Genomic DNA, 22,620 nt, shown 5'->3' with positions numbered 1-22,620 from the left:
TGAACTCCTGGGTAAATTTCCGACGTGATGCGGTCATGCTGATCTCTACTTTCAGTAGTCCCTCATTTTAAGAGGGCCCACTGTCCGAGAACTCCGCGGCAGGTCAATCGACGGTGCCTAGCGAAGCGGGTCGCCTGGGTAGTGAAGCCCTTACTCTGATCGGCACGATTGGCCCCGATCGCCTTCCCGAACTCTGGGCGAGCCACATAAACTCGGACGACTCGCTGCGGGCCCTGCTGGTTGATCCAGAGATGCCCTCGTACAAGAAGGAGGCGATCGAGGTCCAGCTTGCGCTAAACGCGTCCCGCCGTGCACTCTACGCGCACTTGGAGTCGCCGGTGCGCGTGGGGCGGCGATAGCCAAGACGTCGCGACGGGAGCCTCTTGTCAAACCACTGTTGGCTTGGGAACGACGAGCTCATGGGGTCCATCGACGAAGCTATGAGAATGGACGGATCTTACTGAGAACGTGGCCATCCGTTCCTCGAACTAGCCCTGGTGAACTCGAACGGTGTCCCGAATTGCACCTGCATGCATATAGATCTCATCGAGTGAATCGATGGGATGGCGCGTCTCGACCTTGTCGCCGTCGAAAATCCCGATGTACTTCTGTTTCTTGCTATTGAAGTGCAAGCGAGCGATCGGCTTCCGATTGTTGTCGTCAAGCGGAATTGCAAGCTCTCCTCTCGCTCGATCGCACCGTGCGTCAGGGAACGTATCGACGCGACCTGTCGTAGGCCCACAGTGCAATGGCAAGGGAGGCCCGGTCGTTGTCTTCCAGTGGGTTGCGGCCGGTGATGACCCCAATCCGTCCAAGCCGATGGCGGACCGTATTGACGTGTAGATACTGGGCCTCGGCGGTCGCTTGCAGGGACCCCTGCTGCTCGATGAACGTCCGGAGGGTTGCCACGAGCTGGCTGCCACGACGCGCGTCATGCTCGAGCAGCGGACGGACGAGCTGGTCGATAAAGGGAACCAGCCTCATGGGCGGTTGTTGTTCGAGAAGCCCGGTCAGGCTGGTCAGGCTGTCTGGCCCGGCAACCTTGCCGTGACGGCGCGCCAGGCGAAGCGTTGCGCGGGCTTCCCCGATTCCACGGGAGATTTGTGAGACGTCGACAGGGCTCCCGTGGCCGCAGACTAATCCGAGATCGCGAGCGGCACCATATACGTCCTCAGGGCCGACCGTGACGACAAAGGTCGCTTCGGGCGCGTCGGCGATCAACGTGCCTGGCAGGTGCGCGGCTAGCAGCGACGCCGTCTCCGCCGGCCACGCCGAGATTGTCAGGGATTTCCCCACGAGGCCTGCCCTTTGCAACTCCGGCATCAGGGCCGCGGAATCGGCGAGGCCCTCGGAAACCAGGGCGAACAACTGCCCGATGCGTTGGCGATCCTGATTGTCGTGGTCCACCCGCTCGTGCCTAGCGATTTCCAGGACTCGACCGATCTGGCCGAGCACGTCGGCATCAGGCGACGGAGGCTGACCCTGCCAAGCCAGAAGGTTCCCTTCCGCGGTCCTGACGGACAGCGATCCCGGAGCATCATCAACCACCGCGCTGAGGGTTGCCATCGGTAGCGACTCCGCCGCCGGATCAGCCAGCGCGTAGGTGAGCGATCCCCCGAGGGCCGCGGAAGATACGCTCAGGATATCTTCCATCGGCGCGTTCTCGCGAAGAGCCGCAAGCAGCCTGCTGACCAGCTCTGCATTCCGCTGGCTGCTGCCAGATTGAGCCCGAACGCGCGCGTCGGCGAGAACATCATTAATCGCGAGGAAGGGGACTCCGTGCGCCATTTCGATGAGCGGCACGGACAGTCTGTGGCATTCCGTGATCAGTGCCCGGGGGATCTGCGTGTGGACTTCCCCGATGCCGAGACAGATCCCGGCTGAGCCAGTCGCGTGGACCGCCTCGACCAACCTCGCGCAGTTGGCGGCGGTGAGAAGCGCCGACCCCACGGTGCAGACCAACTCGGATCCACGCAGATGTGGCCTGGGGTCCGTCATTTCTGTGGCGTGCGCCCAGCTGACAACACGAGGGAGCGCCCACTTGGAGCCGACGATGAGGTGAAGCCCCAACTCGGGCACGTCGACGAGTTCCCCGAGTTCAAGGCCAAAGGCGGTGGAGATCGATTTAGTCACTTCTACTATCCTCAGGTCAAAATATGGGGAAATAGTCCGCAGAAGCGTGGATCCGACTGTCATTCCTTGTAGCTTCGTACAATATCACGCACCGTGCCCGGTGGTTCATCCTAAGTTGTGGCAGAAAGTGGCCGTCGCTTCCCGAATGAATTCATAATTGCGGGAGTCGAAGGAGACCCACCATGGCCCAAAACGAAACGGTCGCTGCCACCGAAGGCATCACCCTCAAACGAGATTTCAATCTCTTCTCATCCTTTGCGTTCGGTTTTGCGTTCATCTCGCCTATCGTCGCTCTCTACGGGATCTTTGGCGTTGCCCTGTCCATTGCCGGCCCGTCCTTCTGGTGGGGCTTTCTAATCGTCTTCGGCGGCCAGCTCCTCGTCGCCCTCGTCTTCGCCATGCTGGTCTCGCGCTGGCCGATCGAGGGGTCGATCTACCAGTGGTCGGCTCGCCTCGGGGGCAAGACGTTCGGCTGGTTTGCCGGCTGGGCGTATATGTGGACCCTTCTTATCGCGATGGCCACCGTCGCGATAGCCGCAGCGGGCTTCATCGCTAACGTCATGGGCATCGCGAGCCCCACCGGCGTGGATAAGGCGTGGATCGCACTTGTGGTCCTGATTCTCGGAACGATCGTGAACCTCGCCGGCCGGGTGGTGTTGAAGGTCTTCATGATCGCCAGCATCGTGGCTGAAATCGTCGGCTCGCTCGGCCTCGGCACCTGGCTGCTGTTGTTCCACCAGCACAACTCCATTAGCGTCCTGTTCGACGGGAGTGCCGGCCTCGCACCGGGAACGGATTACCTTTCCCTCAGCGGCCCCTTCCTGCTCGCGATGGTGTTCATCGGTTTCTCGTTCGTTGGATTCGAGAGCGCCGGCGCTATCGCCGAGGAAGTCAGCGAGCCGCGCAAGAACCTCCCCAAGGCGATCCTTTTCGCACTGATATTCATTGCCGTTGTTGTCATGTACACGAGCCTTGCTCTTATCCTCGCCGTCCCGGATCTCAACGCCGTGCGCAGCGGGAACGTCGCCGACCCCGTGAACTTCACCCTCACGTCCCAGCTCGGCAGCCAGATTGCCAAGCCCGTGGAGATCCTCTTCATCATCGGCTTCCTGGCAAGCTTCTTGGCGCTGCAGACCTCGGCCTCACGAATGATCTGGTCGTTCGCAAGGGATGGCGCACTACCGGCCTCGAGGATGCTCTCCCGCCTGAGCCGCAAGCAGCGCCAGCCCGTCGGACCGTTGCTGATCACGATGGTCGTGGGCGCAGCTTTGTTCCTGCTCAGCGACGTGGCCGAAAACGTCTACACGCTGATGCTCAACTTCACCTCCGGCGGATTCTTCCTCTCATTCCTCTTCCCGCTGGTCGGATTTGTCGTCGTGCATCTGCGAGGACGCTGGCGTGCCGGTCCGTTCACGCTCGGCAAGGCAACGCTCCCGCTCGCTGTAGTCGCGGTTGTCTGGGCTGTCTTCGAATTCCTCAATATTGCTTGGCCCCGGGCCGTCTACGAGCAGTCCTTCTTGGACTGGTCGATCTGGATCGCCATGGCTGTCCTGAGCGTGGTGGGGACGGCGATCTACCTGTCCGTCCACAAGGCCATCCCAGTGGTGACAGGACGGGAATACATTATGCCGGAAGAGCTCCTCTCTCCCGATGAGCTCCCAGAAAACGATGAGCTCCCGGAAAAGAAACCGCAACTCGCATGAATATGACCCCAGGGGCGCGAACGGTAGCCATTGTGACGGGCACGGCCAGCGGGATCGGAGCAGCCGTCGCGGCGGAGCTCGAGTCCCGCGGCTGGACCGTTGCCGGATTCGACCTGAGGCCCTCGCCGCAGTGTTCCTTCGACCTGTGCGTCGACATGGCCAACCCGGATGAGGTCCGGGCCGCGGTCAGGCGGGTCGAGCAGGAACTCGGACCGGTTGCGGCCGCGGTTTCCGCCGCCGGCTATTACGAGATGCTGCCAGTCTCCGAGATCACCCTCGACAAGTGGCGACGCATGCTCTCCGTCCACGTCGGAGGATTCGTCAACCTGAGCCGTGCCGTCCTGCCAGGAATGACAACGGCCGGATCCGGGTCGATCGTCGCCATCACGAGCGAACTGGCCATCGGCGGCGGGTCGGATGACGCACATTATGCGGCTGCGAAGGGTGCCCTCCTTGGTCTAGTGCGCAGTCTTGGCGCGGAGCTTGCGCCCCAGGGCATCAGGGTGAACGCCGTCGCACCGGGCCCAACGGACACGCCTTTGCTGGCAGCCGATTCGCCGTGGCGTGCCCCGGAGTACCTGGCCACGCTTCCGTTGGGGAGGCTGACCTCGCCGGAGGAAGTCGCCCTCTGCGTAGCGTTCCTCCTCGATGAGGGGACGTTCTGCGTCGGGGAAACCCTCAACCCGAATGCTGGAGCGGTGATCTGATGTCCGAGAAGAGAATACGTTCCTACCCCGATCTCGAGGGCAAGATTGTCCTCGTCACCGGCGCAGCGCAGGGCATGGGGGCGCAGCACGCGCGTCGACTTGCCGCATCAGGCGCCACCGTGGCCGTGAACGACCGGGAAGCCTCGGCGGGGCTCTCCGCCCTCGCCTCTGAGCTGTCCGGCCTGGCGGTGCCCGGAGACGTGTCCGAGCCGGAGCAAGTGCGGGCCCTCGTGCAGCAGGTGGAAGACAATATGGGCCCGGTTGACGTTCTGGTGGCGAACCACGCCTTCATGACGATGGGGCCGTTCCTGGACGCCGACCCCGCGGAGTGGTGGAAGGTCATCGACACCAACCTCGGCGGCACGTTCCATCTCGTCCAGGCGGTCCTGCCCGGGATGCGGCGCCGGGGAGCCGGACGCATCGTGGTCATCTCCAGCGAGTGGGGTGTGACGGGGTGGCCGGAGGCGACGGCGTACTCGGCCTCAAAAGCGGGACTGATCTCGCTGGTCAAGACGCTCGGCCGCGAACTGGCCCCCGAGGGGATCATCGTTAATGGTGTCGCCCCTGGCGTCACGGACACCCCGCAGCTTGAGGTCGATGCGCGAAGTGCCGGGATAACCCTCGACGAGATGCGTGCCGCCTATGCCGCCGACATCCCCCTGGGGCGGATCGGCACCTCGCCTGAGATCGCCGCGGCCGTAGCGCTCCTGTGCGACTTCCGCCTCTCCGCGATCATCGGACAGGTGGTGCAGATCAACGGCGGCTCCACGCGAGGGCGAGCGTAACCATGTCCTCGGTTCAATACTCTTCACGCCTCCGGGCGGCACTGCAGACAGAAAGAAGCACGCCATGAACACACGAGTTGTCCGCGATGGAAGCAGGCCGGTGAGCCAGGTCGACGGCCAGAAGTCCCCGCGCTATGCCGGACTGACCACGTTCGCCCGGCTCCCGCGGCGCGAGGATGTACCGGATTTCGACGTCGCGGTTGTCGGCATCCCGTTTGACGCCGGAGTCACCTTCCGTCCCGGAGCACGATTCGGCCCGTCGTCGATTCGTGAGGCATCCCGCCTCCTGCGTCCGTACAACCCAGCCCTCGACTCGATGCCGTTTGCTGACGCGCAGGTGGTTGATGCGGGCGACATTGACTGCAACCCCTTCGACATCGTGGAGGCACTCGGGGAAATCGAGGCAGGGCTCGCCGAGCTTATGTCCGGCGGCCGCCCGGTCCTGTCCCTCGGCGGTGACCACACCGTCGCGCTCCCGGCGTTGCGGGCAGTCCACGCGCAGCACGGTCCGGTCGCGCTGGTTCATTTTGACGCGCACCTCGACACCTGGGACACGTACTTCGGCGCGCCGTACACGCATGGCACCCCCTTCCGCCGCGCCTCAGAGGAAGGTCTGATCCGGAAGGACCGGTCGGCCCACGTCGGCATTCGCGGGTCGCTCTACGACCCCGCAGACCTTGCCGACGACGAGGAGCTGGGCTTCACCATCGTGCACTGCCGGGATTTCGACCGCATCGGCGTCGACGGCATCCTCGGGCGAGTCCTCGACCGGGTAGGTGACGCTCTCGTCTACATCTCGATTGACATCGATGTCCTGGATCCGGCGTTCGCGCCGGGCACCGGTACGCCGGAAGCGGGCGGCATGACCAGCCGAGAGCTCCTCGCGCTGCTCAGGGGGTTCCGCCACCACACGATCGTCGGCGCGGACATTGTCGAGGTGTCGCCGGCATACGACCACGCGGCCATCACGGCCGTGGCGGCCGCGAATCTTGCCTATGAGCTGATCACGATCATGTCTGCGCAGCGCCGCGAATGACCGGCGGGGGCCCCATCCGCTGGCCGGAGGGGAAGCAATCGGCGGCGGCGTTCACGTTCGATGTGGATGCCGAGTCGGCCGTGCTCTGGAACGCACCAGCAAACGCGAACCGGATGAGCGTGATGAGTCACCAAGCGTACGGCCCGCTGGTCGGCGTTCCCCGGCTCTTGCGGATGCTTGACCACCACCAGATCCGGTCCACCTTCTTCGTGCCCGGCTATACCGCCCACCGGTATCCAGGAGTTGTCAGGGACATCGCCCGCGCAGGCCACGAGATCGCTCATCACGGCTACCTGCACGAACAGCCGAGCGCCGTGGATCTGGCCGGCCAGATCGCCAACCTCGACCGTGGGCTGGAGGCTCTGGCCGAGGTCGCCGGCGTGCGTCCGGTTGGCTATCGCGCCCCGATGTGGGATCTCTCCTGGGAGAGCCCGGCGCTCCTGGCCGAACGCGGATTCCTCTACGATTCGAGCCTGATGGATGCGGATGCGCCATACGAACTTTCGATCACGCCCGGCTCCGCGGAGTCGATCGTTGAGATTCCGATCCAGTGGGCGCTGGACGACTGGGAACAGTATTGCTTCCTCCCGGACATTTCGGGCAGCGGCCGGATCGAGACTCCGGCCAAGGCCCGGGAACTCTGGACCAGCGAATTCGAGGCGCTCCACGACGAAGGCGGATGCTGGGTGCTCACGAATCACCCCTTCCTCTCCGGCCGCCCGGGGCGAGCCCGGCAACTGGACGAACTCATGGCGGAGGTCACTGCAACCCCGGGGGTCTGGGTCGCATCCCTCGAGGAAATCGCGCAGCACACCCGCAGCCTCGGCCTCGCACCGCGGTCAATCGTCCGCCCGGACCTGTAGCCGCAATTCCAACTTCTCCGAAATCAAATCGTCCGGAACTACCGCTTCACCGCGCTCCGGCGCCCATCCTCACTACAGAAAGACTCCAGATAATCGTGAATGCCACCACCGTAAATGACACAGCAGGGGCAGGGCTCGACCAGCGCACAGTCGAGCTCGATCGTGCATTCGTTTTCCACTCCTGGTCCGCGCAGGGCGCCCTCGCACCGCTTGTGATCGCCGGCGGGCTGGGCTCTTGTGTGTGGGACAACGCTGGGCGCAGCTACCTGGACTTCTCCAGCCAGCTCGTCAACGTGAACATCGGCCACCAGCATCCGGCCGTCACCCAGGCGATCATCGACCAGGCCGGCACCCTCGCCACCGTCGCGCCATCGACCGCGAACCTGATGCGCGGCGAGGCCGCCAAGCGCATCGTCGACCGCGCCCCGGCCCGCTTCAACAAGGTCTTCTTCACCAACGGCGGGGCGGATGCGATCGAGAACGCGATCCGGCTGGCCCGGCTGCACACCGGGCGGGACAAGGTGCTCTCCACCTACCGCTCGTACCACGGCAACACCGGGGCGGCGATCGTGGCGACCGGCGACTGGCGGCGCATCCCGAACGAATTCGCGCGCGGGCACGTTCACTTCTTCGGCCCGTACCTCTACCGCAGCGAGTTCTGGGCGACGACGCCCGAGCAGGAGTCGGAGCGTGCGCTGCGCCACCTCGAGCGCATGATCCAGAGTGAGGGTCCGACCACGATCGCGGCCGTGCTGCTCGAATCGATCCCCGGCACGGCCGGGGTGCTCATGCCGCCGCCCGGCTACCTGGCCGGGGTGCGCGCGCTCTGCGACCGCTACGGGATCCTCCTGATCCTCGACGAGGTGATGGCCGGCTTCGGCCGCACCGGGCGGTGGTTCGCGTTCGAGGGTTTCGACGTGACCCCCGACCTGATCACCTTCGCCAAGGGCGTCAACTCCGGCTATGTGCCCACCGGCGGGGTGATCATCTCGGACTCGATCGCGCATACCTTCGACACGACCGTCTTCCCCGGCGGACTCACCTACAGCGGTCACCCGCTGGCGATGGCGTCCATCGTCGCGGCGCTCGACGCCATGGAGAACGAGGGCATCGTCGCCAACGCGGCCCGGATCGGGCGAGACCGGCTCGCGCCGGGTCTCGCGGAGCTGGCGGAGAAGCACCCGATCATCGGCGAGGTGCGCGGCGAGGGCGTGTTCTGGGCGCTGGAGCTCGTCGCCGACCGGGAGACCTGTGAGCCCCTTAGGGGCGCGGTGATGGGCCGGATCAAAGCGGAATTGCTCGCCCGCAACCTGCTGCCCTTCCTCGCCGACAATCGCATCCATGTCGTGCCGCCGTGCGTGGTCACCGACGCCGAGGTCGCCGAGGCGCTTGCCATCTACGACGAGGTGCTCAGCCTCGACCTGCTCGCCTGACCTGCCTGCCGGTGGTCGAGCCCGGATCTCAACAGGCTCGATCACCGGAACCCGACAAGCTCGATCACCGAAGCCCGCACCTTTCGAATTCGACGGAGATTTTGCCCTTTTCCCGTCACGAACCGGCCGCTGCGGGCCCCAAACGCCACAATCTCCGTCGAATCGACCTAAGGACACGACACCATGACTGAACTTCCCGTTATCAACCACTGGATCGCCGGCGCTGCCGCCGACGGACAGTCCACGCGCACCGCCCCAGTGTTCAACCCGGCCACCGGCCAGGTTGCCAAGAATGTGCGCCTCGCCAGCACCGCCGACGTCGACGCCGCCATCGCCGTGGCGCTGGCGGCGTACCCGGCCTGGCGGGACACCTCGCAGGCCCGGCGCCAGAGCATTTTGTTCAACTTCCGCGAGCTGCTGAACTCCCGCAAGGGCGAGCTGGCCGACATCCTCACCGCAGAGCATGGCAAGGTGACGGCGGATGCGCTCGGCGAGATCCAGCGCGGCCTCGAGGTCGTCGAATTCGCGCTCGGCATGCCGCACCTCTCCAAGGGCGACTACTCCGAGAACGTGTCGACGGGCGTCGACGTGTATACCCTCAAGCAGTCGCTCGGCGTCGTGGGCATCATCAGCCCGTTCAACTTCCCGGCGATGGTGCCGCTGTGGTACTTCCCTATCGCCATCGCGGCGGGGAACACCGTCGTGCTGAAGCCCAGCGAGAAGGACCCGTCGGCCTCGAACTGGATGGCCGAGCTCTTCGCCGAGGCCGGTCTGCCCGCCGGCGTGTTCAACGTCGTTCACGGCGACAAGGAGGCTGTCGACGCGTTGCTCGTGAACCCGGACGTGCAGGCCATCTCGTTCGTCGGCTCCACGCCGATTGCGAAGTACATCTACGAGACGGCCGCTCTCCACGGCAAGCGGGTGCAGGCCCTCGGTGGCGCGAAGAACCACATGCTGGTGCTGCCGGATGCCGACCTCGACCTCGCTGCGGATGCCGCGGTTAACGCCGGGTTCGGCTCTGCTGGGGAGCGCTGCATGGCGATCAGCGTCATCGTCGCGGTCGAGCCCGTCGCCGACGAGCTGATCGCGAAGATCACCGAGCGCATGTCGGGGCTCAAGGTCGGTGACGGCATGCGCGGCACCGACATGGGCCCGCTGATCACGAAGGTGCACCGCGACAAGGTTGCCTCGTACATCGACGTCGCCACCGCCGACGGTATCGACGTAGTCGTGGACGGTCGCGGTATCGAGGTCGACGGTGACCCCTCCGGTTTCTGGCTCGGCCCGACCCTGTTCGACAAGGTCGGCACGGACTCGACCGTGTACCAGGACGAGATCTTCGGCCCGGTGCTGTCGGTCGTGCGAGTGGGCAGCTACACCGAGGGCCTCGACCTGATGAACCGCAGCCAGTACGGCAATGGCACGGCGATCTTCACCAACGATGGTGGGGCGGCCCGCCGCTTCCAGAACGAAGTGCAGTGCGGAATGGTCGGCATCAACGTGCCGATCCCGGTGCCCGTGGCGTACCACTCCTTCGGCGGCTGGAAGAACTCCCTGTTCGGCGATGCGAAGGCGTACGGCCCCGCGGGCGTCGCGTTCTACACGCGGGAGAAGGCCGTGACCAGCCGCTGGCTCGACCCGAGCCACGGTGGAATCAACCTCGGCTTCCCGCAAAACGCCTGAGGTGGGAGCGCCTCTGTTGCGCGTAGACCATCTGCGCGCAACAGAGACTCGGGTCGCGAGGTAAACACTCCCTACCGTCACGGTCGCGACGGGCACCTTGACGGCAACGCATTCACTTCCGCTGCGCGTCAGTGCCTTGGCCCAAGGCTATGGACCACGCGTTCGCGGCGGACCTGATTGTCGGCAACGCCGGGCTGAACCGCGCCGCCAGTCGCCCGGGCTCATAGGGTTGCGGCATGTTGGTCTCAGCGTTCCAGTGGCTCCCCGAACGCCGCCTCGGAGTGGCAGCGACGCTCGCTCATGCAGACGAGTTGATCGAGCAGGTGGGCGAGTTGCTCTTCGGGTACCTCGCGCAGGAGGGCGGCGTAGTCAGTATCAAGGAGGTTCCGAAGGGTCCGGTCCCAGTTCAGCTCTATCGCGATGGCGTCCTGACCAGCTTCGATGACATCCCGGTCGGCTGGGAGACCAGCTCCATCCGTTCGGGCAGGGACTTTGTGGAAGCTCTAATCGAAGGAAGAGACCCGCAATTGAGTGGCGAATCCGCGAAGGAGCTCCTGGCATTTGACTTGTCCGCGCAAATTTCAGCGGCCATTGGAAGTGAACAGGTCCTCTGCGGCAACCAGATCCCCGCGACGGCACCGGACCCCAGTCGGGAAGCTTCCCGAACAATAGATTGCCGGATGTCAGCACTCTTGGAGATGTAGACCAGCAAATACTCGGCGAGTATCAGGTCTCGTCGCAACACGCCACCGCGATTGGATGCGTGATCACAGTGCAGGATTGGGCGGAGATTCGGCGCCTTCACGTCCGCGAGGGCTTGTCCGGGCTGGCCGTCATCATGCGGCGAGGAACCGGGGAAGGCAGGCAACGCGCCACGCTCGCTCGCACAGGAAAGCTATCCGCCGTGGTCGCCGACGCCATCCATTCAAGCTCTCGCTCGCAGCCGCCTGGCGGGAGCGCCGCCGGTGTCGGGCTCCTCAGCACGGGGTGAGTTGCGAAAGTGCGACCGCGACAAACGACCGCCGAGTGTCCTCCTCCAGACCATCGGGAGCCAGCCTGGAAGTGATCGTCTGGCCGGGGGCTCATCCAGTGCGGATTCCCCGCCGATCGCGGGCCGAGAGTATCGTGGCCGGAAAGGTGCTCGTTCGGAACGCTGAGGATCCGATCGGCCGGCGCTGCCTCGCTGTCTTCGAGTGAGTGAGGCCGACAAGATCAGGAACGCGGCTGAAAAGGCCGCGGGAAAGCTCAAGGAGAGCGCAGGCAAGATCGCGGGGGACAAGTCGCTTGAGACTGAAGGCAAGACCGATCAGGCCAAGGCGAGTCTGAAGCAGGCCGGCGAACATGTGAAAGACGTGTTCAAGAAATAGCGAACGAGTCTGGTAGTCCGTAGATTCCGGGAACCTTGGAAAGGAAACACCATGAACATGTTGCTGATCGTCGTGGCCATCATCGCGGTCGTCCTCTTGCTGACGGGCGGTTTTGTGCAGTCGCTGAACTTCCTCTTGTGGGTGGGCGTGATCCTGCTGGTGTTGGCGGTGATTGCATTCTTGGTGCGTTCGATGTCGGGTCGCCGAGGCGCATAACAGGCGTCGGAATCCCGTCGAAGCCACGGAGGCACGGCTTGCTCAGAGTCCCACCCCGCCCAGGCTTTCAGAAGGAAGCTCATCGCTCGCTCCGGCGCCAGGATGGCGCGTCAGATATGCAGGACGAAAGTCTTCAGATCGTTCATGGTCTGAGCCATGTGGCTGTCCATCGCCAGTCGCGCCCGCTCAGGATCGGCTGAGGCCAGAGCCGCGAGTATTTGGGCGTGCTCGTGGATGGCGTGGATCTGGATCTGCACCACTTTGGACGTCTGGGCCCTGCGTGCGGAAAGAACCTGCGAGAGTGGAGCGAAGAGAACGGCCACGAACACGTTGCCGGAGGCCTGCAGGATGACGTCATGGAAGGCGAGGTCCGCGTCGACGAAGCGTCCGACCTCGTTTGCGTGGTGGGCAGCCCTCATCGTCGTCACATGATCGCGCATGCTCTCGAGTTCCTTGGCCGTGATACGAGTGGCAGCCAACTCCGCAGCACCGGTTTCTAGCATCCGACGTAGTTCGATGAGCTGAATGGACGCGGCGGTGTCATTCTCGCCCTCAGAGGTTGCGCGAAGTACGGCTTCCATCGATGTCCATCGCGACAGCGGATTCACGTAAGTGCCCCGGCCGCGCTCGATTCGCACCACGCCCTGAGCCTCCAGCGTCTTGACGGCTTCACGGACGGTCAGTCGGCTTACCTCATGCTGGGCCGTCAGTTCCAGCTCGCCCGGCAGAGTAGACCCGGGGCCGAATTCTCCGGACACGATCCGGTTGAGAAGGTCATCAGACACCATACCCACCAAGGACTGACGTGCCATGTTGCCCTCCTGAGGGGATGTTCCTGCTGATCTTATGGCGTGGTGCGATACTCGACGGAGGCGAAATTGCATTTCAACACTCCATGTCGATGATAACTAAACATATGATGTCAGACATTCGCTGATTTTGCTCGAGCGTCTGCGCGTCGGCGGTGGATCAATGAGTCGTGCACTGCGGGCTCGACCCCTGCTCAATTTCACTCATCAACTATCGGAGATGTCATCTTGTCGTTGCAGACAGAGAACAATGTCAAGAGAACCATTGTCGCCGTCCTGGGCCTTGGAGCGATGGGACTTCCCATGGCCGTTCGGCTGGCCAGCCAGTTCACCGTCCACGGCTTCGACACCCACGAGAGTCGCAGAGCTTTGGCCGGCGGCGCGGGTGTGGTGAGTTTCGATACGGCTGCTGCCGCGGTATCCGGAGCCAGCTTGGTCTTGCTCGCCGTGCGCAACGGCGAGCAGCTGAACGACGTGTTATTCGGTGACAACGGCGTCGCCGAAGTCCTCGATTCTGACTCCGTCGTGATCCTGACCAGCACCGTCGGCACGGAGGTGATTCCGGCGACCGTGGAGCGGTTGGCCAGCGTGCATATCGCCTTGGTTGACGCACCCCTGTCCGGAGGGCCGGTACGGGCCGCCCAAGGCGATCTGCTGATCATTGCGGGGGCTGAGTCCAAGGCGTTGGAACAAGCACGCCCGGTGCTGGAACTCCTCGCCTCCACGCTCACTGTTGTGGGCGACAAGCCCGGGGATGGTCAGGCGCTGAAGACCGTCAATCAGCTGCTCTGCGGTGTGCACATTGCGGCCGCGGCCGAGGCGCTTGCGTTGGCGGATTCACTCGGTCTGGACCGGGCCAAGAGTCTTGAAGCCCTGGAGGCAGGGGCGGCAGGCTCCTTCATGCTGTCCAACCGCGGGCCACGCATCCTCCAGGCATATGAGGAGAGCGGTGTCGAAGTGCTCGGTCGGCTGGACATCTTCGTCAAAGACCTGGGCATCGTCGGTCGGGCGACGCGAGCCGCCGGATTGCCGTCCCCTCTGGCCGCAGCCGCAGAGCAACTCTTCTTGTTGGGCCAAGCGCAGGGCCTGGGCGCTGCCGATGACTCAGCGATCATCCGGGTTATCGCACCGCGCAGATTGTCCTAATCACGAGAAGGAAAATTCGTGCGGACTCGACTCGATAACCGCGGGTAGACGAACTGCGTGAGTTCTAGATCTGCGGGAAATCGAAGGTGGCCGGGTCGCCACTTGTTCGCAGGCCCGACTCGAGTCCGTTGATCAGGGCGACCTCATCCTGGCTCAGTGAGAAGTCGAAAACGTCGATGTTTTCCTGAACCCGCTGCGCTGACACGGACTTCGGAATCACGATGAAACCACGCTGCAGATGCCAGCGCAGTACTACTTGGGCGGGAGATCTTCCGTGCGTCGCGGCGATTTCCTTCACCACGGCCCCGGACAAGTCCTGTCCTTGGCCGAGAGGGCTGTAAGACTCGACAGAAATGCCGCGGGCAATGGAATAGTCCGTCAGGTCGGCCTGCTGGAAGCTCGGATGAAGCTCGATCTGGTTCACAGCTGGAACGATGTCGCCCTCTGTCAAGATTCGCTCAAGGTGCGGCTGAAGGAAGTTGGAGACTCCGATTGCCCGAACGACACCATCCGAATAAAGCTTCTCCAGCGCCTTCCAACTGTCCACAAAGAGGTTGTGCCGGGGGTAAGGCCAGTGAATGAGGTACAGGTCGATGACCTCGAGTCCCAACTCATGACTGCTCCTTTCGAACGACCTGAGGGTGCTTTCATAGCCTTGATCTGCGTTGCGCAACTTGGTCGTAATGAAGATCTCGTCTCGGGGAATCCCGCTGTTGCGAACGGCCTCACCGACGCCCGCTTCATTGGCGTAGGCCGCCGCCGTGTCGATGTGGCGGTAACCGGCGTTCAGGGCTCGCTCTGTAGCGGAGCGGACCTTGTCCGGCTCAATCTGATAAACGCCGAAGCCCAACTGCGGGATTTCTACTGAGTTATTCAGGACAATTGAAGGTGCGTTGGGCATCAGTTCTCGTTTCCGTTGAGTAATCGTCGTCGCGAATCGTCGTGAGGGGGCAATACGTCTATCGGTTGTAGCTGGCCATCGGTCCCCGAAGTATCCGGCCCACGTCATCACAGGCAGCGATCATGTCGACCGAGAGCGGGCCTTTTTGCGCCGCGCTGATGTTGGACTGCAGCTGCTCAACCCCAGAAGCGCCCAGCAGGATGGCTCCGACATCTGGTTTGCTCATGAGCCAGCGCAAGGATAGCTCGATGAGCGTGATGCCGGCGCCGGTGGCGATTCTCTCCAATGCTTCGATCGCGCCGAAGAGTTGAGGATTCCAGTACCGCTGTCTGTACATTGTTGCCAACTTGGAGCTTCCGAATCGGCCCTCGGTCGGCACCTCCGCGAAACGGTGCTTTCCCGTCAGCAGACCGCCGCCCAGCGGGTTGTACACCATGGTCAGCAGACCGGCCGTGCTGGCAAACTCAAGGTATTCGTCCTCGATCCGCCTCGCCACCAGGTTGAAAAGTTGCTGGGCGACGACGGGTCGGGGGGTGCCGATGGCATCCGCGACGCGGTTGAGCTCACATATCTGCCAGGCAGCAAAATTCGAGACGCCCAATGCGCCGATCGTCCCCTGGCGGACCAGCTCCGCGATGGCACCCATCGTCTCTTGCAGGGGCGTGGCGCGGTCCGGCTGGTGCAGATAGAACAGGTCGATGCGCTCGACCCTCAGGCGACGGAGGCTGCCATCCACACTGCGGCGCAGTCCGGCAGCGGAGAGCGGGGAGTGCTCCCCGGCATCAGGATGAGGCATGCCGGCCTTGGTCGCGAGAAGGACAGAATCTCGGCGCTTTGGAATAAGCGAACCGAGGATATCCTCGCTCGATCCGCCGGCATAGACATTGGCCGTGTCAATGACGGTGATGCCTGCATCCAGTGCGGCGTCTACCAGCGAGGCGGCTGCGGCAGCGTTCACCGTGTCCCCGAAGGTCATCGTACCGAGAACCAGATGGGAGAGGGGAAGCTCGAGACCTTCGACATGCGTTTCGTTCATCGTTTCACTTCCTCTGCCAGAACTCACGTCTGCCGAGTTATTAACATCTCATGATTGCGCGAAACGCGCAACCAAAGTAGCGTGATGTGCGCAGTGACCGTCGGTGGCGTGTTCTCGAGCACAGCGACCCGCCACGGAGGTCTCATTGAGAAGATCAACAGCAGCCAGCGTCGGAGAGGCCGGGATGAAGCGCGTCTTTGCGATCGCGGATGACCTTTCCGGCGCAGCCGAAACGGCCGCAGCCTTCATGCAATTCTCTGCACAGACCGCGCAAGAACGTGGACAGGGGCTTGTCAAGACGGCGCGCATCGTGCTGGTTCCGGTAGACCCCGCGGATACCGAGTTTGAGCATCCCGGGCACACCTGTGTGGTCTTCGATTCCGACAGTCGCCGGCTGGACGCCAAGAGCGCGTCTGCGCGACTGGAGGCGCTCGTGCAGCGGATTCCTGAAGGCAACGAAAGTATCTGCGTCTTTCTCAAAGTCGATTCTCTTTTGCGAGGACACATGTCCAGCGACCTCGGGGTTTTGCTCACGCGTGGCCCGGTCGTTCTTGCGCCCGCGCTGCCGGCTCTGGGCCGCGGCACGATCGGCGGTGTAGTTCACATTGCGGGCGTACCCCTGCACGAGTCCTCGCTCTGGTCCAACGAGGGGCGGACGGTTCCGGCAACAATCGCCGACGCGATAGCCCCGCTGGCCTCCCTGCTCGTTGAGTTGAGCGCCGTCCGTGGGGACGCACGGGAATTGGGCCGAGTTCTGGGTGTGCTTGCCGAGCAGAACGCAATCGCCATTTGCGACGCGGAAACCGCGGAAGATCTAGACCTGATTGTTGCCGCGGCCATGAGCGGAGAGAATGCCCAGCTGGCCGGTTCGTCTGCCCTGGGCGCGGCACTCTTTCGGGCGTTGGACGAGCCTCGGATGGTTTGCTCCTCAGGGATCGACCGGAGCGAGGAGGGGATGCTGGACATTTCACCACCCATCGAGGTCTCGCTGCGCCCGGTCGTTGCGCGGAAGCCTGTTCTCTTTGTGATCGGCACCGCATCAGCGGCGAGTCGGATGCAATTGGAGGCCTTAGCTGCGTCCGGAGTTTGCATGGTCACGATGAACCCGGCGGAACTTCTTGGGGGCGGTGCGGATTCCGCCGCGCTGCGAACGGCATTGCTTGCGGGGCCCGTCGCCGTGAGCCTCAGCGCGACGGAGGTGGACGCAGCGGCGTCTAGGGCGCTGTCCGCAGCCCTGGCCGAGTTTGTTTCTCCCTTTGCCTCACAGGCGCCCTTGGTGCTGACTGGCGGAGAGACGGCCCGTGCCGTTTTGAACTCACTGAACATCCACTGGCTTGAGCCGCTGGCTGAAATCGAGCATGGTGCCGTGCTGTCACGTACCGACCGCAACACGCTGGTCGTAACCAGACCTGGATCGTTCGGGGGGCCGGACAGCCTGTGCACCATCCTCGATCACATTCACTCGTATCTTTCAGCCGAGCCGGAAACGCCTAGAAAGGCACACTGATGAACACCATTGATCCGCACGACCTTCCCTTCATCGCGGTCACGATGGGCGACGGCGCAGGCGTCGGGCCCGAAATCGTGGTTGCTGCGCTGCTGGACCCGATGTCGAACGCAGAGTGCCGGCCAGTTGTCATTGGCGATGCCATCCGGTTGCGGCAAGCTGCGGCCCTGATCGGGGTGCAGGCCACCGTCGTGCCGGTTGACAGTGTGGGCGACGCTGTCTTCGAGCCTGGCCGCATCAACGTCATTGACCTGGCCATGCTCCCCGAGGATTTCCCCTGGGGGCAACTGTCCGCTGTCGCCGGAAACGCGGCATACGAATACATTAAAGTTGCCGCTGAGCTGGCTATGTCCGGAGCGGTCCAAGCGATCTGCACTGCTCCCCTGAACAAGGAGGCGCTGCATGCGGCCGGGCATCTCTATCCCGGCCACACAGAACTTCTGGCACGCCTGACCGAAACACCCGAGGTGTCGATGATGCTCTCCACCAGCAGGATCAAGGTCATCCACGTCACCACCCACGTCGGCCTTATGGATGCGGTCCGGATGATCAACCCGGGATTGGTGGAACGCACAATTCGCCGAGGGCACGAGGCGCTTGTCCGGGCGGGCAACCCGAACCCGAAAATCGGTGTCTGTGCCATAAACCCGCATGCCGGAGAGGGTGGCCTTTTTGGCCAGGGCGAAGAAGCGGAGAAGATCGAACCCGGCGTCAGGGCGGCGCGTGAATCCGGAATCGATGCATACGGCCCGCTGCCGGCAGACACGCTCTTCTTCCTTGCAGGTCGTGGCGACTACGACTTGGTTGTTGCGATGTACCACGACCAAGGCCATGGCCCGGTCAAAGTGCTCGGCATCGAGGCTGGCGTGAATATAACTGTCGGTACGCCGGTCATTCGTACCTCGGTAGATCACGGCACCGCCTTTGACATTGCCGGAAAGGGCATCGCGGACCCACGGAGCATGGTCGAGGCGCTTCATCAGGCGGCAGAAATGGCCACCCGGCCGGGCGCCCGGTGAATAGACAGCACGGAAATCGGACTCGTCAGGGACGGCTCAGATGACGTCCTCGCGAACCCGCCGTGAGGAAATCGTCCTATTGGCAACAGGGGGAAAGGCAAACGTAGAGGACCTGGCCACCCAGTTCGACGTCACTGCGTCAACGATTCGCCGCGATCTCGCAACCCTGGACGCGCAAGGAAGGCTCGTCCGAACGTATGGAGGCGCAGTAAGTCTCGTTTCTCACGCTGAAACCTCTTTGCGCGAGCGCATGGGAGAGGCCTTCGAGGAGAAGCGAGCCATCGCGCGATGGGCCGCCGCCCAGGTGCGTCCAGGTGAGATCCTGCTGCTTGATGCCGGCTCCACTGTCGCCGCAGTCGCACATGAATTGCGCTCCGCCAATGATCTTCGCGTAGCGACCGTGGGGTTGACCGTGCTGGAGGAACTGGCCGACGCGGAGGGGATACGGGTTGACTGCCTCGGAGGTCGCTTGCGCACATTGAGTCAAAGCTTCCTTGGCCCGCTGACCGAGGCAGCGCTTGAGCGGATGACGTTCGATCGCGCCTTCCTGGGCGCCGACGCCGTGACGGCCGGCAGGGGCATCTGCGAAGCCGACTTGGAACAGACCAGACTCAAAGAGCTCATGGCTCGCAGAGCAGGAACGATCTATGTTCTCGCACACGGAGCGAAGCTGGGCAAGAAGCCCTTTCACGCCTGGGCTCGACTTGCCCTGCCGTGGGTTCTCGTGACGGACAGGTCCGCGTCCGAAGAGGAGATCAATGCTTTCATCGCCGAGGGCGTCACCGTCGTAGTCGTGGACGGCGACAGGGCCTGACTCGTATCAGTAGTCGCGACCGGCGCGCGCGGCCTCTCTCTTCGATTCCCGAGCCTGCAGTTCGGGCGAGTGGGGGTGGCCCTGTAGCCGACGATTCTGAATTGTTACCTTTCCGGATTGACAATTCTGATCTACTCGATAATGATAAGTCATCAGACGTCTTGCGTCTTACATCAAGGGAGATGATTGTCGTGTCAAAGAAGATTGCGATCCTGCACACTAGCTTTGTTTTTGTCTCCGTCGAGCCGGTGATAAACAACCTCATCGCGGAACTCATTCCGAGCGCTGAGGTCATTCACTTCGTTGATTCGGACGTCCTCGCTACGGTGGTCCGCGAGCAGGGGATCTCGACGAACAGCGCATTGCGCATGACGCATCTCGCCCAGGCGGCGGAAGCGGCCGGTGCTGACATCATCTTCTCGGCGTGCTCGTCCCTCGGCCCGGCGCTCGATGTCGCCGCCCAAAGCGTGCACATCCCCGTCGTGAAGATCGACGAGGCCATGGCCATGCAGGCAGCCCGCGAGGGAACCAGGATCGGCGTCCTGGCCACTGTCCCCACCACGCTCGGGCCGACTTCTGACCTCATCCTCGCAAAGGCGGCGGAGATTGGGCGCAGAGTCACGATCGAGCAGCGGTTGTGCAGTGGTGCCTTCGACGTGTTGATGTCGGGGGACCGCGAGAAGCATGACGCAATGGTTACCGAACAGGCCATCGACCTGGCAAAGAGCGTAGACATGATCGTCCTCTCGCAGGCATCCATGAACCGTCTCGCCGGCAGCCTGCAGGATCAGACGAAAATGCCCGTCCTCTCGAGCCCGCGCATCGGCGTGGAATACCTCGCCAAGCGCGTCGCGGAGCTCGGGGAATGAATCGGGAGCGCCTCGTTGATGAAGTGAGGGACGCCGAGGAGCTGTTGGCTGCGGGACCGCCCGTCCTGTGTATCCCCGACGCCCGCCTGCAGATTCGCACAGCAAATGCGGCGACAGCAACCTGGGTGATCGTGCTCGATGACGATCCGACGGGAAGCCAGTCGGTCCAGGGCGTCCCAGTGCTCACTGGGTGGACCGCGGACGATCTGCGCTGGGCATTTGATCAGCCCGGCCATGGCTTCTTCATCCTCACCAACACCAGAGGGCTCAACGAAGTTGAAGCTCGATCTGTTGTGGGGGAGGTCGCGGAAGTGATTGACCGGGTAGCCACTGATCTGGGTGCGCGCTACACGCTGATCACTCGTAGTGACTCAACCCTGCGTGGCCACTACCCACTGGAGACCGATGTGCTCATCGATCTGGCTCGTTCAGCGGGCTCGCCGTATGACGCGCTGATCATGGCCCCCGCGTACATAGCCGCTGGAAGGGTAACCGAAGGCGACGTGCATTACGTCGGCACCGGCGCCACTTTCGTGCCGGTCGGCCAAACAAACTATGCACACGATGCGACCTTTGGATTTGCGAGCTCGAACCTGAGGTCCTATGTCCAGGAGAAGACTCACTCCGTCATTACCTCGAACGATGTCCTGAGCCTCAGCCTCGAAGACATCCGGAGTGGCGGCCCGGAACGAGTGTGTGATGTCATCCGCGCATGCAAGAACGCGACCCCGATTGTTGTCAACGCGGTTGATGAGGCCGACCTTGACGTGGTTGCGCGGGGCCTCATCTTGGCCGAAGCGGCCGGGGCTCGGGTGCTTTGTCGAACGGGGCCTTCTTTCGTGGCTGCAAGACTCGGCATCGAGGGTCGTGCACCGCTCACTCATGATGAGATATTTTCGTCGGGAGAGCGCGCTGGCAACGGCCTGGTGGTCGTCGGCTCGCACGTTGAGCTGACCACCCATCAGGTATCGCGGCTAAAGGCCGCGTTCACGGATCTCGAAACCGTCGAAGTCGACGTGCCGAAACTACTCGATCCTTCGCAAGCCGAGAATGAAATGGCTCGATGCGGGGACGCTCTGGTGGCAGCCCTGAAGCAGACTGATGCCCTGCTCGTGTCGAGCAGGGAGCAAATCATCGGTGATACCGGTCATTCCAGCCTCGTGATCGCCCAAACCGTGTCGCGAGCGCTGGTCTTCTTGACTGCTCGGGCGGTGGACGAAGTCCCCATCAAATGGGTACTCGCGAAGGGTGGAATCACATCGAGCGACGTTGCCACTGAGGGGCTTGAAATTCGGCGGGCAACGGTCTTGGGGCAGATGTTTCCGGGAATCGTTTCGGTGTGGGTCCACGAAGGCGGCAACAGTCGGGGACTCAAGGGTCTGCCGTACGTCGTCTTTGCCGGAAACGTCGGAGATGAGGCCACGCTCGCAGAAGCGGTACGGATCCTGCGGGGGAGCGAGAAGGGAGCACGTCTATGAGGAGATAACGAAACGGTTCTCTACATGGATGCGATTCGGGAATCTATCCGAACCAGGAACAGTAAGCCCTTCACCAATAGCCAGATGCACTAATTACAAAGGAGTAGTAATGCGCAAGATCACGATCACGGTCGCCATGATGGCCACGGCGGCGTTCGCCCTCGCGGGCTGCAGTGCGACGACCACCTCGAGCACGACCGCACCCTCATCAGGCGACAAGCCGGTGTACGTGTTTCTCCCGAAGTCTCTCAACAACCCGTACTGGGTGGATGCCCGCAAGGGCATGGAGGACGCGGCCGCCAAGCTCGGCGTAACGGCCAAGTTCCTGGGGCCGGACACGGATGACGCCGCCGCACAGGTAGCAATCTTCGATTCCATCCTCGCGACCAACCCTGCGGGCATCGCCATCTCCCCGAATGACCCGGCATCCGTCCTCGACGATATCGCCAAGGCTACGGCGGCCGGCATCCCGGTTATCGCATGGGACGGACCCGTTCCGAACAGCGATGTTCTCGGCTACATCGGCACCGACAATGTCGCGGCCGGTGAACAGGCTGGCGAGGCTCTGGCCAAGAGCGTCGGTAACAAGGGCAAGGTTGCCGTTGTCATCGGCAGCCTCAGCGCGGTGAACCTGAACCAGCGGTTGGAGGGTGTCAAGAAGGCATTGGCAAAGTACCCGGACATGAAGTTGGTGGCCACTGAGGTTTCCGGCGAATCCATCGCAACAGCGCAGACGGCGTCGGAGACTGTCCTCCAGGCCAACCCGGACCTGGCCGGCTTCATCGGCATCGGCGGTTCAGACCTTCCAGGTATCGCTGGCGCGCTGAAATCAGCGAACAAGTGTGGGGCGGTCAAGGCCGTCGGCTTCGACGTCGTGCCACAGGGCGTTGAGGGAATGAACGGCGGATGCGTCGATGCGCTCATCTCGCAGAAACCGTTCGGAATGACTGCCCAGGCTCTCCAGATCCTGGTCGATTTCCACAACAAGTCGTCGAAGCTCAAGAAGAACTTCGTCGTTGACACTGGCGTTGACACGGTCACGCCGGACACACTGGCCGAGTTCCAGAAGACCGCGCACTAGCAGTCAGCTCGGGGTTCCGGGGCCGGCTGACAAT

The 22,620-nt window shown here is 63.0% G+C and carries 21 protein-coding genes and 1 pseudogene; 17 read left to right on the top strand and 5 right to left on the bottom strand.

Annotated features, from left to right (window positions below):
• Window positions 1–488: 488 nt before the first annotated feature.
• Window positions 489–674: pseudogene (locus tag E3T24_RS17940) on the bottom strand (restriction endonuclease); the annotation flags it as partial.
• A gap of 31 nt (window positions 675–705) precedes the next feature.
• On the bottom strand, window positions 706–2,133 hold the full coding sequence (locus E3T24_RS08515) for a PucR family transcriptional regulator (protein ID WP_166789192.1): 1,428 nt from the start codon (window positions 2,131–2,133) through the stop codon (window positions 706–708).
• Window positions 2,134–2,315: 182 nt separating this feature from the next.
• Between E3T24_RS08515 and E3T24_RS08510 the strand changes: the two genes are divergently transcribed.
• The 10 genes from E3T24_RS08510 to E3T24_RS17330 all read left to right on the top strand — a co-directional run bounded on the left by E3T24_RS08510 (window position 2,316) and on the right by E3T24_RS17330 (window position 11,926).
• Entirely contained in the window at window positions 2,316–3,836 is a 1,521-nt protein-coding gene (locus tag E3T24_RS08510; RefSeq protein ID WP_134406061.1) for an amino acid permease, read from the top strand.
• Window positions 3,833–4,543 carry an SDR family oxidoreductase gene (locus tag E3T24_RS08505; RefSeq protein WP_241976226.1) on the top strand — a complete coding sequence of 237 codons (711 nt, stop codon included), beginning with the start codon at window positions 3,833–3,835 and terminating at the stop codon, window positions 4,541–4,543. Before E3T24_RS08510 ends, E3T24_RS08505 begins: the two co-directional genes overlap by 4 nt.
• Complete coding sequence (locus E3T24_RS08500) at window positions 4,543–5,328, top strand: SDR family oxidoreductase (RefSeq protein WP_134406058.1); 786 nt, start codon at window positions 4,543–4,545, stop codon at window positions 5,326–5,328. The genes E3T24_RS08505 and E3T24_RS08500 overlap by 1 nt, the downstream gene beginning before the upstream one ends.
• 64 nt (window positions 5,329–5,392) lie before the next feature.
• Window positions 5,393–6,364, top strand: a complete 972-nt coding sequence (gene speB, locus E3T24_RS08495; protein WP_134434511.1) for an agmatinase — start codon at window positions 5,393–5,395, stop codon at window positions 6,362–6,364.
• A complete protein-coding gene (locus E3T24_RS08490; RefSeq protein ID WP_134406052.1) occupies window positions 6,361–7,227 on the top strand; it encodes a polysaccharide deacetylase in 867 nt (288 codons plus the stop codon). The genes speB and E3T24_RS08490 overlap by 4 nt, the downstream gene beginning before the upstream one ends.
• A 95-nt stretch (window positions 7,228–7,322) precedes the next feature.
• Complete coding sequence (locus E3T24_RS08485) at window positions 7,323–8,660, top strand: aspartate aminotransferase family protein (protein WP_134434510.1); 1,338 nt, start codon at window positions 7,323–7,325, stop codon at window positions 8,658–8,660.
• A 183-nt stretch (window positions 8,661–8,843) separates the two neighbouring features.
• Window positions 8,844–10,343 carry a CoA-acylating methylmalonate-semialdehyde dehydrogenase gene (locus E3T24_RS08480; RefSeq protein ID WP_134406047.1) on the top strand — a complete coding sequence of 500 codons (1,500 nt, stop codon included), beginning with the start codon at window positions 8,844–8,846 and terminating at the stop codon, window positions 10,341–10,343.
• Between the two features lie 236 nt (window positions 10,344–10,579).
• Window positions 10,580–11,047, top strand: coding sequence for a hypothetical protein (locus E3T24_RS08475; protein ID WP_134434509.1), 468 nt, complete (start codon window positions 10,580–10,582; stop codon window positions 11,045–11,047).
• A 489-nt stretch (window positions 11,048–11,536) separates the two neighbouring features.
• Window positions 11,537–11,710: a CsbD family protein gene (locus E3T24_RS08470; protein WP_134403289.1), complete on the top strand. Its 174-nt coding sequence runs from the start codon at window positions 11,537–11,539 to the stop codon at window positions 11,708–11,710.
• 51 nt (window positions 11,711–11,761) lie between these two features.
• Window positions 11,762–11,926 (top strand): hypothetical protein, encoded by a 165-nt coding sequence (locus E3T24_RS17330; RefSeq protein WP_166787117.1) that lies wholly within the window; start codon window positions 11,762–11,764, stop codon window positions 11,924–11,926.
• 110 nt (window positions 11,927–12,036) lie between these two features.
• Here the strand turns inward: E3T24_RS17330 and E3T24_RS08465 are convergent, their stop codons facing one another.
• The gene (locus E3T24_RS08465; RefSeq protein WP_134404704.1) at window positions 12,037–12,738 is read right to left on the bottom strand and encodes a FadR/GntR family transcriptional regulator; all 702 of its coding nucleotides are present in this window, start codon (window positions 12,736–12,738) and stop codon (window positions 12,037–12,039) included.
• A gap of 225 nt (window positions 12,739–12,963) precedes the next feature.
• Here E3T24_RS08465 and E3T24_RS08460 point away from each other — a divergent pair, with 225 nt between their 5' ends.
• A complete protein-coding gene (locus E3T24_RS08460) occupies window positions 12,964–13,881 on the top strand; it encodes an NAD(P)-dependent oxidoreductase (protein ID WP_255574097.1) in 918 nt (305 codons plus the stop codon).
• A 64-nt stretch (window positions 13,882–13,945) separates the two neighbouring features.
• Here E3T24_RS08460 and E3T24_RS08455 read toward each other — a convergent pair whose 3' ends face one another.
• Together E3T24_RS08455 and E3T24_RS08450 are read right to left on the bottom strand one after the other, a co-directional pair.
• Window positions 13,946–14,782 carry an aldo/keto reductase gene (locus tag E3T24_RS08455; protein WP_134404706.1) on the bottom strand — a complete coding sequence of 279 codons (837 nt, stop codon included), beginning with the start codon at window positions 14,780–14,782 and terminating at the stop codon, window positions 13,946–13,948.
• A gap of 58 nt (window positions 14,783–14,840) precedes the next feature.
• Entirely contained in the window at window positions 14,841–15,818 is a 978-nt protein-coding gene (locus E3T24_RS08450; RefSeq protein ID WP_134404709.1) for an aldo/keto reductase, read from the bottom strand.
• A gap of 184 nt (window positions 15,819–16,002) precedes the next feature.
• On the opposite strand from E3T24_RS08450, the gene E3T24_RS17935 reads away from it, so the two are divergent.
• From E3T24_RS17935 to E3T24_RS08425, 6 genes are all read left to right on the top strand, one after another.
• Entirely contained in the window at window positions 16,003–17,325 is a 1,323-nt protein-coding gene (locus E3T24_RS17935; RefSeq protein ID WP_241978657.1) for a four-carbon acid sugar kinase family protein, read from the top strand.
• A complete protein-coding gene (gene pdxA / locus E3T24_RS17930; protein WP_241978656.1) occupies window positions 17,325–18,344 on the top strand; it encodes a 4-hydroxythreonine-4-phosphate dehydrogenase PdxA in 1,020 nt (339 codons plus the stop codon). The genes E3T24_RS17935 and pdxA overlap by 1 nt, the downstream gene beginning before the upstream one ends.
• A 40-nt stretch (window positions 18,345–18,384) precedes the next feature.
• Window positions 18,385–19,158 (top strand): DeoR/GlpR family DNA-binding transcription regulator, encoded by a 774-nt coding sequence (locus E3T24_RS08440; RefSeq protein ID WP_134404712.1) that lies wholly within the window; start codon window positions 18,385–18,387, stop codon window positions 19,156–19,158.
• Window positions 19,159–19,349: 191 nt separating this feature from the next.
• Complete coding sequence (locus E3T24_RS08435) at window positions 19,350–20,027, top strand: aspartate/glutamate racemase family protein (RefSeq protein WP_134434508.1); 678 nt, start codon at window positions 19,350–19,352, stop codon at window positions 20,025–20,027.
• Entirely contained in the window at window positions 20,024–21,505 is a 1,482-nt protein-coding gene (locus E3T24_RS08430; RefSeq protein WP_134405091.1) for a four-carbon acid sugar kinase family protein, read from the top strand. The genes E3T24_RS08435 and E3T24_RS08430 overlap by 4 nt, the downstream gene beginning before the upstream one ends.
• 109 nt (window positions 21,506–21,614) lie before the next feature.
• Window positions 21,615–22,586, top strand: coding sequence for a sugar-binding protein (locus tag E3T24_RS08425; RefSeq protein WP_166787145.1), 972 nt, complete (start codon window positions 21,615–21,617; stop codon window positions 22,584–22,586).
• Window positions 22,587–22,620 lie beyond the last annotated feature (34 nt).

This window comes from Cryobacterium sp. TmT2-59 (genome assembly GCF_004403545.1).
Classification (GTDB): domain Bacteria; phylum Actinomycetota; class Actinomycetes; order Actinomycetales; family Microbacteriaceae; genus Cryobacterium; species Cryobacterium shii.
This window is presented reverse-complemented; position numbering and strand designations above follow the sequence as displayed.